The organism is Stutzerimonas stutzeri, assembly GCF_038561965.1.
In the GTDB taxonomy this organism is placed as follows: Bacteria; Pseudomonadota; Gammaproteobacteria; order Pseudomonadales; family Pseudomonadaceae; genus Stutzerimonas; species Stutzerimonas stutzeri_AA.
Genome location: NZ_CP139348.1, coordinates 3,533,862 through 3,549,755, shown reverse-complemented (window position 1 = coordinate 3,549,755; position 15,894 = coordinate 3,533,862). Strand labels below are relative to the sequence as shown.

Annotated in this window: 18 protein-coding genes; 14 read left to right on the top strand and 4 right to left on the bottom strand. The window is 59.9% G+C overall.

Features of this window, described 5'->3' with window-relative positions:
- Positions 1 to 111: 111 nt before the first annotated feature.
- The 4 genes from SM130_RS16285 to purT are packed head-to-tail and all read left to right on the top strand — an operon-like array spanning position 112 to position 2,718.
- Positions 112 to 729 (top strand): CoA pyrophosphatase, encoded by a 618-nt coding sequence (locus tag SM130_RS16285; protein WP_102825416.1) that lies wholly within the window; start codon positions 112 to 114, stop codon positions 727 to 729.
- A 51-nt stretch (positions 730 to 780) separates the two neighbouring features.
- A complete protein-coding gene (locus SM130_RS16280; RefSeq protein WP_102825417.1) occupies positions 781 to 1,302 on the top strand; it encodes a gamma carbonic anhydrase family protein in 522 nt (173 codons plus the stop codon).
- A complete protein-coding gene (locus SM130_RS16275) occupies positions 1,299 to 1,490 on the top strand; it encodes a DUF1289 domain-containing protein (RefSeq protein WP_102825021.1) in 192 nt (63 codons plus the stop codon). Before SM130_RS16280 ends, SM130_RS16275 begins: the two co-directional genes overlap by 4 nt.
- Positions 1,491 to 1,536: 46 nt before the next feature.
- Positions 1,537 to 2,718: a formate-dependent phosphoribosylglycinamide formyltransferase gene (gene purT / locus SM130_RS16270; protein ID WP_102825022.1), complete on the top strand. Its 1,182-nt coding sequence runs from the start codon at positions 1,537 to 1,539 to the stop codon at positions 2,716 to 2,718.
- Between the two features lie 29 nt (positions 2,719 to 2,747).
- Here purT and SM130_RS16265 read toward each other — a convergent pair whose 3' ends face one another.
- Together SM130_RS16265 and SM130_RS16260 are read right to left on the bottom strand one after the other, a co-directional pair.
- Entirely contained in the window at positions 2,748 to 4,034 is a 1,287-nt protein-coding gene (locus SM130_RS16265) for an HlyC/CorC family transporter (protein ID WP_102825023.1), read from the bottom strand.
- A gap of 16 nt (positions 4,035 to 4,050) precedes the next feature.
- Positions 4,051 to 4,851: a cytochrome C assembly family protein gene (locus tag SM130_RS16260; RefSeq protein WP_102825024.1), complete on the bottom strand. Its 801-nt coding sequence runs from the start codon at positions 4,849 to 4,851 to the stop codon at positions 4,051 to 4,053.
- A 245-nt stretch (positions 4,852 to 5,096) separates the two neighbouring features.
- Between SM130_RS16260 and ffh the strand changes: the two genes are divergently transcribed.
- From ffh to thrC, 10 genes are all read left to right on the top strand, one after another.
- A complete protein-coding gene (ffh, locus tag SM130_RS16255) occupies positions 5,097 to 6,473 on the top strand; it encodes a signal recognition particle protein (protein WP_102825025.1) in 1,377 nt (458 codons plus the stop codon).
- A 201-nt stretch (positions 6,474 to 6,674) separates the two neighbouring features.
- A complete protein-coding gene (rpsP, locus tag SM130_RS16250; RefSeq protein ID WP_102825026.1) occupies positions 6,675 to 6,926 on the top strand; it encodes a 30S ribosomal protein S16 in 252 nt (83 codons plus the stop codon).
- Positions 6,927 to 6,931: 5 nt separating this feature from the next.
- Positions 6,932 to 7,468, top strand: coding sequence for a ribosome maturation factor RimM (rimM, locus tag SM130_RS16245; protein WP_102825027.1), 537 nt, complete (start codon positions 6,932 to 6,934; stop codon positions 7,466 to 7,468).
- 5 nt (positions 7,469 to 7,473) lie between these two features.
- The gene (trmD, locus tag SM130_RS16240) at positions 7,474 to 8,226 is read left to right on the top strand and encodes a tRNA (guanosine(37)-N1)-methyltransferase TrmD (RefSeq protein WP_102825028.1); all 753 of its coding nucleotides are present in this window, start codon (positions 7,474 to 7,476) and stop codon (positions 8,224 to 8,226) included.
- 42 nt (positions 8,227 to 8,268) lie between these two features.
- Positions 8,269 to 8,619, top strand: coding sequence for a 50S ribosomal protein L19 (gene rplS / locus SM130_RS16235; protein WP_015277862.1), 351 nt, complete (start codon positions 8,269 to 8,271; stop codon positions 8,617 to 8,619).
- Between the two features lie 181 nt (positions 8,620 to 8,800).
- The gene (xerD, locus tag SM130_RS16230) at positions 8,801 to 9,697 is read left to right on the top strand and encodes a site-specific tyrosine recombinase XerD (protein WP_102825029.1); all 897 of its coding nucleotides are present in this window, start codon (positions 8,801 to 8,803) and stop codon (positions 9,695 to 9,697) included.
- 138 nt (positions 9,698 to 9,835) lie between these two features.
- Complete coding sequence (locus tag SM130_RS16225; protein ID WP_102825030.1) at positions 9,836 to 10,561, top strand: disulfide isomerase DsbC N-terminal domain-containing protein; 726 nt, start codon at positions 9,836 to 9,838, stop codon at positions 10,559 to 10,561.
- Between the two features lie 101 nt (positions 10,562 to 10,662).
- Entirely contained in the window at positions 10,663 to 11,154 is a 492-nt protein-coding gene (locus SM130_RS16220; RefSeq protein ID WP_102825031.1) for a GFA family protein, read from the top strand.
- A gap of 107 nt (positions 11,155 to 11,261) precedes the next feature.
- The gene (locus SM130_RS16215; protein ID WP_102825032.1) at positions 11,262 to 12,566 is read left to right on the top strand and encodes a homoserine dehydrogenase; all 1,305 of its coding nucleotides are present in this window, start codon (positions 11,262 to 11,264) and stop codon (positions 12,564 to 12,566) included.
- A gap of 73 nt (positions 12,567 to 12,639) precedes the next feature.
- Complete coding sequence (gene thrC, locus SM130_RS16210; RefSeq protein ID WP_102825033.1) at positions 12,640 to 14,049, top strand: threonine synthase; 1,410 nt, start codon at positions 12,640 to 12,642, stop codon at positions 14,047 to 14,049.
- A gap of 109 nt (positions 14,050 to 14,158) precedes the next feature.
- Here thrC and rnt read toward each other — a convergent pair whose 3' ends face one another.
- Complete coding sequence (gene rnt, locus SM130_RS16205) at positions 14,159 to 14,833, bottom strand: ribonuclease T (RefSeq protein ID WP_102825034.1); 675 nt, start codon at positions 14,831 to 14,833, stop codon at positions 14,159 to 14,161.
- Positions 14,830 to 15,873, bottom strand: a complete 1,044-nt coding sequence (pyrC, locus tag SM130_RS16200; RefSeq protein ID WP_102825035.1) for a dihydroorotase — start codon at positions 15,871 to 15,873, stop codon at positions 14,830 to 14,832. The genes rnt and pyrC overlap by 4 nt, the downstream gene beginning before the upstream one ends.
- Positions 15,874 to 15,894: the final 21 nt, after the last annotated feature.

Below are 15,894 nucleotides of genomic sequence, written 5' to 3'. Positions count from 1 at the left end.
GCAATTGACATCGAGCCGAGCCGTTTGAGCGGCCTGATTGGTCTTTTCGAGGCCTTGGGCCGTTACGCCTTTCATGCCATGATGCCGATCAAAGACGAAACGAGAATATTCATGCTGGACACAATACTCCACCGGGTGCGCGCGTATTCCCCGCACCTCCTGGAGCCGGAAGACCGTCTGCCCGAGGCGGCGGTGCTGATGCCGATTACCCGCAATGAGTCGCCGGAGCTGGTGCTGACGCTTCGCGCCGCTGGTCTGTCCACCCATGGTGGAGAGGTGGCATTCCCAGGCGGTCGCCGCGATCCAGAAGACCGCGACCTGCTGCACACGGCGCTACGTGAGGCCGAGGAGGAGGTCGGGCTGGCGCCTGGCATGGTCGAGGTCGTCGGCCCGCTCAGCAGCCTGGTATCGGTGCATGGCATCCATGTCACGCCCTATGTTGGGCTGGTTCCGGACTATGTCGAGTACCGCGCCAACGATGCCGAAATCGCCTCGGTCTTCTCGGTGCCGCTGGAGTTCTTCTGTGAGGACCCGCGTGAAGTCACACACCGCATCGATTACCAAGGGCAGAGCTGGTATATCCCGTCCTACCGGTATGGCGAATATCAGATATGGGGCCTGACGGCGATCATGGTCGTCGAGCTGGTCAACGTCATATACGACGCCGGTATTGAAATGCGCCGAGCGCCGGCCACATTCATCGATCTGTCCGGGCGCAGTAAGCCCTGAGTGGCTGCCGAGACGATCGGCATCATCCCTACTGACAAGATGAGGTTTGTCGTGAAATACCGTCTGGGAGAGTCGCGGGTCCAAGCGCATCCGCAGAGCTGGGTTGCGCCCAGTGCCACGCTGGTTGGCAAGATCCGACTGGATGCAGGCGCCAGCGTGTGGTTCGGTGCTGTGCTGCGTGGTGACAACGAGCTGATCCATATTGGTGAGAACAGCAACGTGCAGGATGGCAGCGTGATGCATACCGATATGGGGCACCCGCTGACGCTGGGCACCGGCGTTACAGTTGGCCACAACGCCATGCTGCACGGTTGTACGGTCGGTGATTACAGCCTGATCGGGATCAACGCCGTGGTCCTCAATGGGGCGAAGATCGGCAAACACTGCATCATCGGCGCCAACACGCTGATCGCGGAAGGCAAGGAGATTCCCGATGGCTCCTTGGTGGTTGGCTCGCCTGGCAAGGTAGTGCGAGAGCTGACCTATGAGCAGAAGAAGATGCTCGAAGCCAGCGCAGCCCATTACGTGCATAACGCTCAGCGCTATGCACGTGATCTGGAGCTGGATGAGTGAGCGCACAGGAGAAACCGGTGGCTTCGCCGTGCGTCAGCCTTTGCGCCTTGGACGAAGACGACCTGTGCGTCGGTTGTCAGCGCACTGCGGATGAGATCCGCCGCTGGGGGTTGATGGATAACGACGAGCGCCGCCAGGTGTTGCTGCGTTGTGGCGAAAGAGCTCGTCTCAGCGGTCAGCTGATGTAGCAGGGCGCCTGTCGCGCTCGTTTGTTTCGATGCTTGAGGGAATCCCATGCCACGAATAGGCACTCCGTTGTCTCCCAGCGCTACGCGCGTCCTGCTTTGCGGCTGCGGCGAGCTGGGCAAGGAACTGGTCATCGAGCTGCAGCGTCTCGGTGTCGAGGTGATCGCGGTAGACCGTTATGCCAACGCGCCGGCGATGCAGGTTGCCCATCGCAGTTATGTGATCGACATGCTCGACGGGGATGCATTGCGCGCCGTGATCGAGCAGGAGCGTCCGCATTACATCGTTCCAGAAATCGAAGCTATCGCCACGGCCACGCTGGTTGAGCTGGAGCGCGAAGGCTACAGCGTCATCCCTACAGCCCGGGCCGCGCAGCTGACAATGAATCGCGAGGGCATTCGCCGCCTCGCCGCAGAAGAACTCGGTCTGCCGACCTCGCCCTATCGCTTTGCCGACTCGCTGGACGAATGTCGCGCCGCGGCTCTCGCGCTGGGGTTCCCTTGTTTAGTCAAGCCGGTGATGAGTTCATCTGGCAAGGGGCAGTCATTACTGCGTAGCGAGGCTGATATCGATGCTGCCTGGGGCTACGCACAGGCAGGCGGCCGAGCAGGTCGCGGCAGGGTCATCGTCGAAGGCTTCATCGATTTCGATTACGAAATCACTTTGCTGACGGTTCGTCACGCGGGTGGGACGAGCTTCTGCGAGCCGGTGGGGCATCGGCAGGAGAAGGGTGATTACCAGGAGTCCTGGCAACCCCAGCCGATGGAACCTGTGGCGATGGCCGAGGCGCGACGGATTGCGTTGGCGGTCACCGACGCATTGGGTGGTCGTGGCATCTTCGGCGTCGAGCTGTTCGTCAAGGGCGATCAGGTGTGGTTCTGCGAGATCTCACCGCGGCCACACGATACCGGCCTGGTTACTCTGGTATCGCAGGACCTGTCCGAATTCGCCCTGCATGCGCGGGCCATCCTGGGACTGCCGATCCCGGTTATCCGTCAGCTCGGGCCAGCGGCGTCGGCGGTAATTCTGGTGGAGGGAGAGTCCTCCGATGTGAGCTTTGGCAATCTCGCCAGCGCGCTGGAAGAGCCGGACACGGCGCTGCGTCTGTTCGGCAAGCCGGGCGTCAGTGGGCAGCGACGCATGGGCGTGGCGCTGGCGCGAGACGTATCCATTGCTAGTGCAAGGGAGAAAGCACTGCGCGCTGCCGCTGCGGTGAAGGTCGAGCTATGAAAACGTCGTGGAGTCGGCGTCTGCCGGCTTCATTCCGCTTGCTGGCCATTCGCCGGTGCGTCGGCTATGGTCCAGGCGCGTACGCTTTTCACTCGATTGTCGGCGGCCTGGAGAATTTCCAGCCGGTAGTTGCCGATCTGCAGGCAGATGCCGCTATCGGGCATGTGCTCCAGGGCTTCGGTGATCAGGCCGTTGAGCGTCTTCGGGCCGTCACACGGCAGCTGCCAGTCTAGGGCGCGGTTCACCTCGCGAATGTAGGCTGCGCCGTCGATGACCAATGTGCCGTCGTCCTGCGGGTGGATATCGGGGCTGCGCAGGGCGTCCTGATTGCTGAACTCGCCAACGATTTCCTCGAGGATGTCCTCGAGCGTGACGACGCCGCGCACATCGCCGTATTCATCGACCACGATACCAATCCGCCGCTTCTGTTTCTGGAAGTTCAGCAGCTGGGTCGAAAGGGGCGTGTTTTCCGGCACGAAATAAGGCTCGCTGCACGCTGCCAGCAGGCTTTCCTTGGTCAGTTGGTCATGGCTGAGCAGGCGCGCAATCTGCCGCATGTGAACGATGCCTTCGATCTGGTTGATGTCGTTGCGAAACACCGGCAAGCGCGTATGAGGCGTGGTGCGTAGCTGGCTGACAATGGCCTCCAGGTCGTCGTCGAGGTCGATACCGGTGACCTCGTTACGCGGAATCATGATGTCATCGACCGTCACGCGCTCAAGATCGAGAATGCCCAGCAGCATGCTCTGGCGATTCAATGGCAGGTCACTACCCGACTCGCGCACCACGCTGCGCAGTTCTTCTGTGGATAGGCTGTCGTTGCCTTTGTTCGAAAGGTCGACACCTAGCAACCTGAGCAGGCCATTGCTCACCCAGCTAAGCATCGCAACTAATGGGTAAAGCACCTTCTGCAGCATTTTCAGCGGCAGGCTGACGGGATAGGCGACGATTTCCGGTCGCAACGCTGCGAGTGTCTTGGGTGTGATCTCGCCGAATATCAACAGGATTATGGTCAGGCCGATGGTGGCGATCGCTATCCCTGCTTCGCCCCATAGCTGCATGGCCAGCACCGTGGCGATGGACGAGGCGAGGATATTGACGAAATTGTTGCCGACCAGAATGGTGCCCAGCAGGCGGTCTGGGTGCGCCAGCAGCTCGCTGGCGCGTCGCGCGCCTCGATGCCCTTCCTTGGCTTGATGCCTGAGGCGATAGCGGTTGAGGCTGAGCATGCCGGTCTCGGAACTGGAGAAGAAGGCCGAGCACAGCAGCAGAAAGACCAGCAGTCCGACCAGAAAGCCGGGGTGTAGATTTTCCACGAGTTACCTGTTCGCGTCAGATGTGCAGGATGAATTCGCGGACCAGCTTGCTGCCGAAGTACGCCAGCATCAGCAGGCAGAAACCAGCCAGTGTCCAGCGAATGGCTTTGTAGCCGCGCCAGCCAAGCTGATGTCGGCCCCACAGCAGCAAGCCAAAGACGACCCAGGCGACTACTGACAGGAGTGTCTTGTGGACCAGATGTTGAGCAAAAAGATCATCGAGAAACAGCCAGCCCGAGAGTAACGATGCGGACAGCAGCGCCCACCCTGCCCAGAGAAAGCCGAATAGCAGGCTTTCCATCGTCTGCAGCGGTGGGAAATTGCGGATCATGCCCGAGGGGTGTTTGTGCTTGAGATGATGATCCTGCAGTAGCAACAGCAAGGACTGGAACACCGCAATGGTGAGCATGCCGTAAGCCAGGATCGAAAACAGGATGTGCGCCAGTATCCCTGGTTCCTCGACTATCGCGGGTGCGGTGCCGGAAGGCGCGAATTGGGCGAACAGCACGGTCAGGCAGCCCAGCGGAAACAGAAGCAGCAGCAGGTTCTCCACTGGCATTCTGTACAAGGCCAACAGAATCAGCAGGATAACGGCGGCAGCGATCAGGCTCGATGCGGTAAAGAAGTCAAGGTGAAGGCCGCTAGGCGAAAGCAATTGAATGAACAGGCTGGCACTGTGGGCGAGCAGGGCGAGCAGACCTACCGCAAGCAGCAGGCGCTTGTCCGGCACGGCGCGTTGTGCCAGTCGCAAACTTTGATAACCCGTGACGCCGGCATAAAGAGCGGCGGCGGCAAGGCTGGGTAGCAGAGGGTGCATAGGTTCCGGTAACGGGCTCGAAAGGTCGTGAGTGTGGCACAAACACCCGAGGCGCAAAAGCTGCGTCAAGGTTACGTATCGTCACGGCAGGCGCTGCCATGTGTTGGTCATGGATACCGTCTGCGGTACTCCAGATCAACGGCGGCAAGCCAGCTCAAAACGAAAAGCGATGCAGGCGGGGTACCGGCGAGGCACCTGCACCTTCTATAATCTCATCCTTCAGCACATCCAGCGTGGAATGGCTCATGTTCGAAAACCTAACCGACCGCCTCTCACAAACGCTTCGCCATGTCACCGGCAAGGCCAAGCTGACCGAGGACAACATCAAGGACACCCTGCGTGAAGTGCGAATGGCGCTGCTAGAGGCCGATGTCGCGCTGCCGGTGGTCAAGGAGTTCGTCAATCGGGTCAAAGAGCGCGCCGTCGGCACTGAGGTGTCGAAGAGTCTGACGCCCGGTCAGGCGTTCGTGAAGATCGTTCGCGCCGAGCTGGAAGAATTGATGGGTGCAGCCAACGAGGACTTGGCGCTTCAGGTCACTCCTCCGGCCGTGGTGCTGATGGCGGGTCTGCAGGGTGCAGGTAAGACCACTACCGTGGGCAAGCTGGCGCGCTTCCTCAAGGAGCGCAAGAAGAAGACGGTGCTGGTGGTTTCTGCAGACGTGTACCGTCCGGCCGCCATCAAGCAGCTCGAGACGCTGGCGGCTGAAGTCGGGGTTACCTTCTTCCCGTCCGATATCAGCCAGAAGCCGGTGGATATTGCTCAGGCGGCGATTCGCGAAGCCAAGCTCAAATTTATCGACGTGGTGTTGGTGGATACGGCCGGGCGACTGGCGATCGATGCCGAGATGATGGCCGAGATTCAGGCCGTTCATGCCGCGATCAATCCGGCTGAGACGCTGTTCGTCGTTGACGCAATGACCGGTCAGGACGCAGCGAATACCGCTCGTGCCTTTGGCGAGGCGCTGCCGCTGACGGGTGTCGTGCTGACCAAAGTCGACGGTGACGCCCGTGGCGGCGCGGCATTGTCCGTGCGGCACGTGACGGGCAAGCCGATCAAGTTTCTCGGCATGGGCGAGAAGAGCGACGCCCTGGAGCCTTTCCATCCGGACCGCATTGCGTCGCGCATTCTTGGCATGGGTGATGTGCTCAGTCTCATCGAGCAGGCCGAGCAGACCCTTGATCGCGAGAAGGCCGAGAAGCTCACCAAAAAGCTGAAGAAGGGCAAGGGTTTCGACCTCGAAGACTTTCGCGATCAGCTGCAGCAAATGAAGAACATGGGTGGTCTTGGTGGGCTGATGGACAAGCTGCCGTCGATCGGGGGCGTCAATCTGTCGCAGATGGGTCACGCCCAGGGCGCGGCGGAGAAGCAGTTCAAGCAGATGGAGGCGATCATCAACTCGATGACCCCCGCTGAGCGGCGTAATCCCGACATCATTAGCGGTTCACGCAAGCGTCGAATCGCCCTCGGCTCCGGTACTCAGGTGCAGGACATCGGCCGCCTTATCAAGCAGCACAAGCAGATGCAGAAGATGATGAAAAAGGTCACCGGCAAGGGTGGCATGGCCAAGATGATGCGCGGCATGGGCGGGATGCTTCCCGGCGGTGGCATGCCAAAGTTTTAAAATGACTGCAGTACGGCGGCAGGGCGGTGATAAAGTCATTGACCGCTTGGCGCCAGGCACGGCCCTGAGCAGTCCTGGCGCTTTGGTAAAAGAGTTTGCAAAATCCCCGGCATTCCTTAAAATGTGCGGCCTTTCGGGCCTAGGCCCATTTTAAGTAAGTGTGTGCCCTAAGTTAGCACCGACTACAGGAACGATGTTCACATGGTAACTATTCGTCTCGCCCGTGGCGGCTCCAAGAAGCGCCCTTTCTATCACCTGACCGTGACCAACAGCCGCAATCCGCGTGATGGTCGCTTCGTCGAGCGCATCGGTTTCTTCAACCCGATCGCCGCTGGTGCGGAAGTGAAGCTTTCTGTAAACCAGGAGCGCGCCACCTACTGGCTGAGCCAGGGCGCACAGCCGTCTGAGCGTGTTGCTCAGCTGCTGAAGGAAGCTGCCAAGGCCGCTGCCTGAATCGCATGAACGCAACGTCTGCTCCGGCCGATGACTTGGTTGTCATTGGCAAGATCGTTTCGGTGCATGGCGTGCGCGGTGACGTGAAGGTCTATTCCTTTACCGATCCTATCGACAACCTGCTGGAGTATCGACGCTGGACGCTAAGGCGAGGCGAAGAGGTCAAACAGGTTGAGTTGGTCAAGGGGCGCCTCCAGGGAAAGATTCTGGTGGCAACGCTCGAGGGCTTGGATGATCGCGAAGTCGCGCGTACCTACGCTGATTTCGATATCTGCATCCGTCGTAACGAATTGCCCGCCTTGGACGACGGTGAGTTCTACTGGTATCAGCTCCAGGGTTTGAAAGTTATCAACCAGACCGCGCAGTTGCTCGGCCAGGTCGATCATCTACTCGAAACCGGAGCTAACGACGTTTTGGTTGTAAAGCCTTGTGCTGGCAGCCTGGATGATCGTGAGCGTCTGCTGCCTTATACCGATCAGTGCGTGTTGAAGATCGATTTGGAAGTAGGCGAGATGCAGGTCGATTGGGACGCGGATTTCTGAACGGCATGGCCGCTTTGCGCGTTGAGGTCATCAGCCTGTTTCCCGATATGTTCGCAGCGATTTGTGACTATGGGATTACCAGTCGTGCAGTGAAGCAGGGGTTGTTGCAGTTGAACTGCTGGAACCCCAGAAGCTACACCGAAGACCGCCACCAGACAGTGGACGACCGCCCATTCGGCGGGGGTCCAGGCATGGTGATGAAGATCAAACCGCTCGAGCGTGCCTTGGCTGATGCCAAACAAGCCGCGGGCGAGACGGCGAAGGTGATCTACCTGTCGCCGCAAGGGCGTCAGCTGAAACAGGCTGACGTTAGCGAGATGGCGAAGGGGGATGCGCTTATCCTTATCGCCGGTCGTTACGAAGGTATCGACGAGCGCTTCATTGAGGCGCACGTAGATGAGGAATGGTCGATCGGTGATTACGTGTTGTCCGGTGGCGAGCTGCCGGCAATGGTGCTGATTGACGCCGTGACTAGGCTGCTTCCGGGCGCCCTGGGTCATGCTGGTTCCGCCGAGGAGGATTCGTTTACTGACGGCCTGCTCGACTGTCCGCATTACACGCGACCTGAGGTGTATGCGGGTAAATGTGTTCCTGAGGTGCTGCTCAGTGGCAACCATGAACACATCCGGCGCTGGCGCTTACAGCAGTCCCTTGGAAGGACCTGGGAGCGACGCGCCGATCTTCTGGATAGCCGCTCGCTTTCTGGGGAAGAACAGAAGCTGCTGGCGGAATACATCCGCCAGCGGGACGATAGTTAACGTATCGATGGCAACCCGGTGGGTTGACCTTTGGAGCACAGCATGACCAACAAGATCATTCAGCAGCTCGAAGCCGAGCAAATGACCAAAGAAATCCCGCCGTTCGCGCCGGGTGACACCGTTATCGTTCAGGTAAAGGTAAAGGAAGGCGAGCGTCAGCGTCTGCAGGCCTTCGAAGGCGTTGTGATCGGCAAGCGTAACCGCGGCCTGAACAGTGCGTTCACCGTTCGCAAGATTTCCAATGGTGTTGGCGTCGAGCGTACCTTCCAGAGCTACAGCCCGATGGTCGACAGCATCAGCGTCAAGCGTCGCGGCGACGTGCGCAAGGCCAAGCTGTACTACCTCCGCGCGCTGTCCGGTAAGGCCGCCCGCATCAAGGAAAAGCTGGTCTAAGACCGCATTTCCGAATGAAAAAGCAGCCTGCGGGCTGCTTTTTTCGTTTCTGGATGAAAGTATTGCCGGCGACAGTGATTGCGGCTTAGTTTCAGGCTATTTCGCCCCGATGCCCGTTGGAATCTGGCTTCGCTGGCGTCCATTGTGAAAGACTGCTGTCTTTCCGTCTCATTGAACTGTAATGCCTGCACTTGATGATCCCGTTATCGACCGGTACCTCGATGCCCTCTGGCTGGAAAAGGGGCTGGCCGACAATAGTCGTGAGGCCTATCGCAGCGACCTTGCGCTGTTCAATGGCTGGTTGGGCGAGCGGGACGTTGGGCTTGCCGTCGCCGGTCGCGAGATCATTCTCGATCATCTCGCATGGCGCCTGAACAACGGTTACAAAGCACGCTCTACCGCACGTTTCCTCTCCGGCTTGAGAGGCTTCTATCGCTACCTGCTGCGCGAAGGTGAGATCGCGGTTGATCCTACGTTGCGGGTGGATCTGCCCCGGCTTGGGCGTCCATTGCCCAAGGCCCTGTCCGAAACCGATGTCGAGGCACTGCTGGCGGCGCCAGATATTGGCGATCCGCTAGGGCTACGTGATAGAGCCATGCTCGAGGTGCTCTATGCCTGCGGTTTGCGCGTGACCGAACTGATCAGTTTGACGCTCGAGCAGGTCAGCATGCGCCAAGGCGTGCTGCGCACGTTCGGTAAGGGCAACAAGGAGCGCCTGGTGCCGCTGGGTGATGAGGCATTGCACTGGCTGGAGCGCTATCAGCGCGAGGGGCGTGAGCATTTGCTCGCTGGCAAGGCCAGCGATGTGCTGTTTCCCAGTCAGCGTGGCGATCAGATGACGCGTCAGACGTTCTGGCATCGGATCAAGCTGCACGCCAAGGTCGCGAGCATCGCTACGTCAATTTCGCCGCATACCTTGCGCCACGCCTTTGCCACGCATCTGCTCAACCATGGCGCGGATCTGCGAACCGTGCAAATGCTGCTCGGCCACAGCGATCTCTCGACCACCCAGATCTATACCCACATCGCGCGTGCGCGCCTGCAGGAGCTGCATGCGGAGCATCATCCTCGCGGGTAGTGCATCCCCTGGCTGGCTTGGCCGTAATACCATTTGGTGGGGTCTGGCTGCGCCTGTCGGAGAAGCCGCTAGCAGTTTGCGCAGTATGGCTATGGTAGTCTTTGCGCCTTCCTTTGATCGTCGCTGCCAGGAGTTTCCATGGGCGTGATTCGTTTGTTCGCTGCCGCCGCCGTAGGCCTGGCCAGCACTGTTGTAATGGCCGCCGATCCCGATCAGGCGATTCGTCAGGCCCTGCAGAAAATCCAGCCGGACATGCCTATCGAGGCCGTTGCCGAAAGCCCGATGCCGGGCGTTTACCAGGTCCAATTGGAGGGCGGCCGACAGCTGTATGCCAGCGCCGATGGTCAGTTCATCATTCAGGGCTATCTGTATCAGTTCCAGAATGGTCAGGCCGTTAACCTGACCGAGCAGGCACAGAGCAAGTCTGTTGCCAAGCAGATCAATGCGATCCCGGCGAGTGAAATGGTGGTGTTTGCACCCAAGGCACCCAAGACGCATATCACTGTGTTTACTGATACCGACTGTGGCTATTGCCAGAAGCTGCACAGCGAAGTGCCGCAATTGAACCGTCTTGGCGTGGAAGTGCGCTATGTGGCATTCCCGCGGCAGGGTATGGGTAGCCATGGAGCCAATACGCTGACCAGCGTATGGTGCGCCGAAGACCGGCAGGACGCGATGAACAAGGCCAAGGCCCGTGAGGAGTTGCCGGCGGCCAGCTGTGAAACGCCTATTGCCAAGCAATATCAGTTGGGCCAGATGATCGGTGTGCAGGGCACTCCGGCCATCGTTCTTGCCAACGGACAAATGATTCCCGGCTATCAGCCGGCAGCGCAGCTGGCTGAGGTCGCGCTCGCTGCTGAGTGACGGGCACGGAGCCATTGGTCCGATAGCCTAGGCCTGAGCACGCTTGCTGGCTCCGGGCGACCTACCTTGTTAATCCTCAGGTTTGAACAAGGTAGGTCGCGATGAAGCTCGAAGGTTCCTGTCACTGTCAGGCCGTGCGGTTCAGTCTTGAATGCGCTCAGCCCTATCCTTTCATGCGTTGCTACTGCTCCATCTGCCGCAAAACGGCGGGTGGTGGTGGCTATGCCATCAATCTCGGCGGCGACTATCGGACCTTGCAAGTCGAAGGTCGCGAGCATGTTTCCGTCTACCAGGCGCGGTTGACTGATTCCGAAACGGGAGAAGTTAGCATCAGTGAAGGGCGTCGACATTTCTGCGCCGTTTGCGCCAGCGCGCTGTGGTTGTGGGATCCAAACTGGCCCGATCTGATGCACCCCTTCGCATCCGCCATTGATACTGAACTGCCCGTGCCGCCGGAGCACACGCATCTGATGTTGGGCTCCAAGGCCAGCTGGGTGGAGCCACAGGTTCAGGAGCATGATCGCTGCTTTTCTGAGTACCCGGACGAGTCGCTTGCGCAATGGCACCAACGGCTGGGCCTCAACGGTTCATAGCGCCAGGCTGGCCTTGGCTGATTGACTAAAAGCTGCTCGCTTCGTAATGTGCGACTCTTTTGTCGACCGGCAGGTCCGGTCGTTTCGCTGCGAATGGGGAGTTCAGCTTGAAACCGGTGAAAGTTGGCATCTGTGGGCTGGGAACCGTCGGTGGCGGTACCTTCAATGTGCTCAAGCGCAACGCCGAGGAGATTGCCCGCCGTGCCGGGCGCGGAATCGAGGTTGCGCAGATTGCTACCCGTCATCCGAATGCCAAGTGCGACACCGGTGCCACACCCATTACCGCAGACATTTTTGATGTCGTGAACAATCCCGAGATCGATATTGTCGTCGAGCTGATCGGCGGCTATACGCTGGCCAAGGAACTCGTCCTCAAGGCCATCGAGAATGGCAAACATGTGGTCACTGCCAACAAGGCGCTGATCGCCGTGCACGGCAACGAGATCTTCGCCAAGGCCTGCGAGAAGGGCGTCATCGTCGCTTTCGAAGCCTCGGTCGCAGGCGGCATCCCGGTTATCAAGGCGATCCGTGAAGGGCTGGCCGGCAATCGCATCAATTGGCTGGCTGGCATCATCAATGGCACCGGCAACTTCATTCTTACCGAGATGCGCGAAAAAGGCCGTACCTTCGAGGACGTGCTCAAAGAAGCTCAGGAACTCGGTTATGCCGAGGCCGACCCGACGTTTGATGTCGAGGGCATCGATGCGGCGCACAAACTGACCATTCTGGCTTCCATCGCCTTCGGCATTCCGCTGCAGTTCGACAAGGCGTACACCGAAGGCATCGCGCGGCTGACCACGGCTGACGTGAACTACGCCGAGGCTTTGGGCTATCGCATCAAGCACCTGGGCGTCGCTCGTCGCACCGATGCGGGCATCGAACTGCGCGTGCATCCGACGCTGATACCGGCTGACCGGCTTATCGCCAACGTCAACGGCGTAATGAACGCCGTGATGGTCAATGGAGACGCCGTGGGCAGCACGCTCTACTACGGCGCGGGTGCCGGCATGGAGCCGACCGCCTCGGCGGTAGTGGCCGATCTCGTGGATGTCACCCGTGCGCTAACGACCGATCCGAACAACCGCGTGCCGCATCTGGCGTTCCAGCCGGACTCCCTGTCCGATCATCCGATTCTGCCGATCAGCGCATGCGAAAGCGCCTATTACCTGCGCATTCAAGCCAAGGACCACCCAGGCGTGCTGGCCCAGGTCGCGACCATCCTCTCCGAGCGTGGCATCAACATCGAGTCGATCATGCAGAAAGAGGCCGAGGTCCAGGACGGCCTGGTTCCGGTCATCCTGGTTACCCATCGAGTGGTCGAGCAGCGTATCGATGACGCCATCGCCGCGCTGGAGAAGCTCGACGATGTGGTGGATAAGGTCGTACGTATTCGCGTCGAACAGCTGAATTAATCCGGGCGCGCTGGTCGGCTGTGGGTGTTCTGCCTGCTGCCTGCCGCTGCGGCCAACACCGAAGGTTTGAACCATGCGTTACATCAGCACCCGTGGCCAGGCGCCGGCCCTGAATTTCGAAGACGTTCTGCTAGCTGGCCTGGCCAGCGATGGCGGCCTGTACGTGCCGGAGAGCCTGCCGCGCTTCACCATGGAGGAGATCGCCTCCTGGGCCGGCCTGCCTTATCACGAGCTGGCCTTCCGGGTTATGCGCCCGTTCGTTGCCGGCAGTATTCCGGATGCCGACTTCAAGCGAATCCTGGAGGAGACATATGGGGTCTTTGCCCATAGCGCCATTGCCCCACTGCGCCAGCTGAATGGCAACGAGTGGGTGCTGGAGCTGTTCCATGGCCCGACCCTGGCGTTCAAAGACTTCGCGCTGCAGTTGCTTGGCCGCCTGCTCGATTACGTGCTGGCCAAGCGTGGTGAGCGCGTGGTCATCATGGGGGCGACGTCTGGCGATACAGGCTCTGCCGCCATCGAGGGCTGCCGTCGTTGTGAGAACGTCGACATTTTCATCCTGCACCCCCATCAGCGCGTATCGGAAGTGCAGCGTCGGCAGATGACCACCATCCTTGGTGAGAACATCCACAACATCGCCATCGAAGGCAACTTCGATGACTGCCAGGAGATGGTCAAGGCCAGCTTCGCTGACCAGGGATTCCTCAAGGGCACCCGGCTGGTGGCGGTCAATTCGATCAACTGGGCGCGGATCATGGCCCAGATCGTTTACTACTTCCATGCTGCGCTACAGCTCGGCGGCCCGGCTCGTTCGGTAGCGTTCTCTGTACCGACCGGCAATTTCGGCGACATCTTTGCCGGCTACCTGGCGCGCAACATGGGGCTGCCGATCAATCAGCTGATCGTTGCCACCAACCGCAACGATATCCTGCATCGCTTCATGTCCGGCAATCGCTACGACAAGGACACGCTGCACGCGTCGTTGTCGCCATCGATGGACATCATGGTGTCGTCCAACTTCGAACGCCTGTTATTCGATCTGCACGGCCGCAATGGCAAGGCTGTGGCCGAGTTGCTGGATGGCTTCCGCGCCAGTGGCAAGCTGTCGGTGGAAGAGGAACGCTGGACCGAAGCGCGCAAGCTGTTCGACTCGCTGGCCGTGGATGATGAGAAGACCTGCGCCACCATCGCTCAGGTCTTCAAGGAAACCGGCGAGGTGCTTGATCCGCATACCGCCATTGGCGTGCACGCCGGGCGGGAATGCCGTCGCAGCCTGAGCATCCCGATGGTGACGCTGGGGACTGCGCACCCAGTGAAATTCCCGGATGCGGTGGAGAAAGCGGGGATTGGCCAGGCGCTTGCGTTGCCGGCTCATCTGGCTGATTTGTTCGAGCGCGACGAGCGCTGCACAGTGCTGCCGAATGAGCTAAAAGCCGTCCAGGCATTCGTCGGGCAGCACGGCAACCGCGGCAAGCCGCTTTAACGCTGCGGTTAAACAAAAAAGGCCAGTCAATGACTGGCCTTTTTTTACATCGACGGCAGTTTGAAGATTCGAAGTAGTCCGCCGCCCGGCCTACTTCAATGGCCGTCCATTATTCGTCGAATTCTTCCCAACCGCCCATTTCGCGCCAGCGATTGACGATGCCGCAGAACAGCTCCGCGGTTTTCTCGGTGTCATAACGGGCCGAGTGTGCTTCGCGCCCGTCAAAATCGATACCGGCAGTCTGGCAGGCCTTTGCCAACACCGTCTGGCCATAGGCGAGGCCGGCGAGGGTAGCGGTATCGAAGCTGGAGAAGGGGTGGAATGGATTTCGCTTGATCTCGCAGCGGGCGATCGCTGCATTGAGGAAGCCGAGGTCGAAGCTGCTGTTGTGACCCACCAGAATGGCGCGTTTGCAGCCGGCCGATTTCACCGCCTTGCGTACGCTGCGGAAGATATCGGTCAGAGCCTGCGACTCTGGTACGGCCATGCGTAGCGGATGATCAAGCTTGATCCCGGTGAACTCCAGTGCAGCGGGTTCAATGTTGGCGCCGACGAACGGTTCGACACGATAGAAAAGGGTGTCCTGAGGGTAGAGCAGGCCTTGTTCGTCCATGCCGATGGTGACCGCAGCGATTTCCAGCAGGGCGTCCGTCGCACTGTTGAAGCCACCGCATTCCACGTCGATCACTACGGGCAAGAAGCCACGAAAGCGCCGCGCCATAGGCGAACGAGCTTTGCCGGGCAGATGCTCCTCGAGCTCGTCTTCGAAGTGTTCTTCACTCATGCGCTTGCCTCCAGACGCCAGTGCAACCGTTCACCGGCGCGCAGCGGTACGACGATCTGTTCGCCAAATGGCAGATTGGCCGGTACGTCCCACTCTTGGCGTACCAGAGTGATCTGTGCGGTATTGCGTGGCAGGCCGTAGAAGTCCGGGCCGAAATGGCTGGCGAAGGCTTCCAGCTTATCCAGTGCCTGACGCTGCTCGAAGGCTTCGGCGTACAGCTCGATGGCCGCATGGGCGGTATAGCAGCCTGCGCAACCACAGGCGGCTTCCTTGGCATGTTGTGCGTGCGGTGCAGAGTCGGTGCCAAGGAAGAATTTTGGGCTGCCGCTGGTGGCGGCATCCAGCAGTGCTTCCTGATGGACGTTGCGCTTGAGCACCGGCAGACAGAACAGGTGCGGACGAATGCCCCCGACCAGCATGTGATTGCGGTTGTACAGCAGATGATGGGCTGTGATGGTGGCGCCGACGTTGCTGCCGGCGGCCTGGACGAATTCCACGGCATCGCGGGTGGTGATGTGCTCGAACACCACTCTCAGTGTCGGGAACTTCGCGGTGACCCGGCTCAGCTGCTCGTCGATGAAATACTTTTCGCGATCGAAGATATCGATTTCGCTGCGAGTGACTTCACCATGCACCAACAGAGGCAGGCCGACCTCGGCCATGGTTTCCAGCACACCGAAGATATTGTCGATAGCGGTCACGCCAGAGGCAGAGTTGGTGGTCGCCCCGGCCGGATAGAGCTTCGCTGCATGAACGAAGCCGCTAGCCTTGGCCCGGCGGATATCGTCGGGGCTGGTGCTGTCGGTGAGGTAGAGCACCATCAACGGCTCGAAAGCACTGCCCGCCGGCCGGGCCGCGAGAATGCGCTGACGATAGGCTTCGGCTTCATCAGCGTTGCGTACTGGCGGCACCAGGTTCGGCATGATGATGGCGCGGGCGAACTGGCGAGCAGCATCCGCGACGGTATGAGGCAGAACGGCGCCATCGCGCAGATGAATGTGCCAGTCGTCGGGGCGCAGCAGGGTGAGTCGGTCGGACATGCGGGCTTTCCAGGCGGGTGA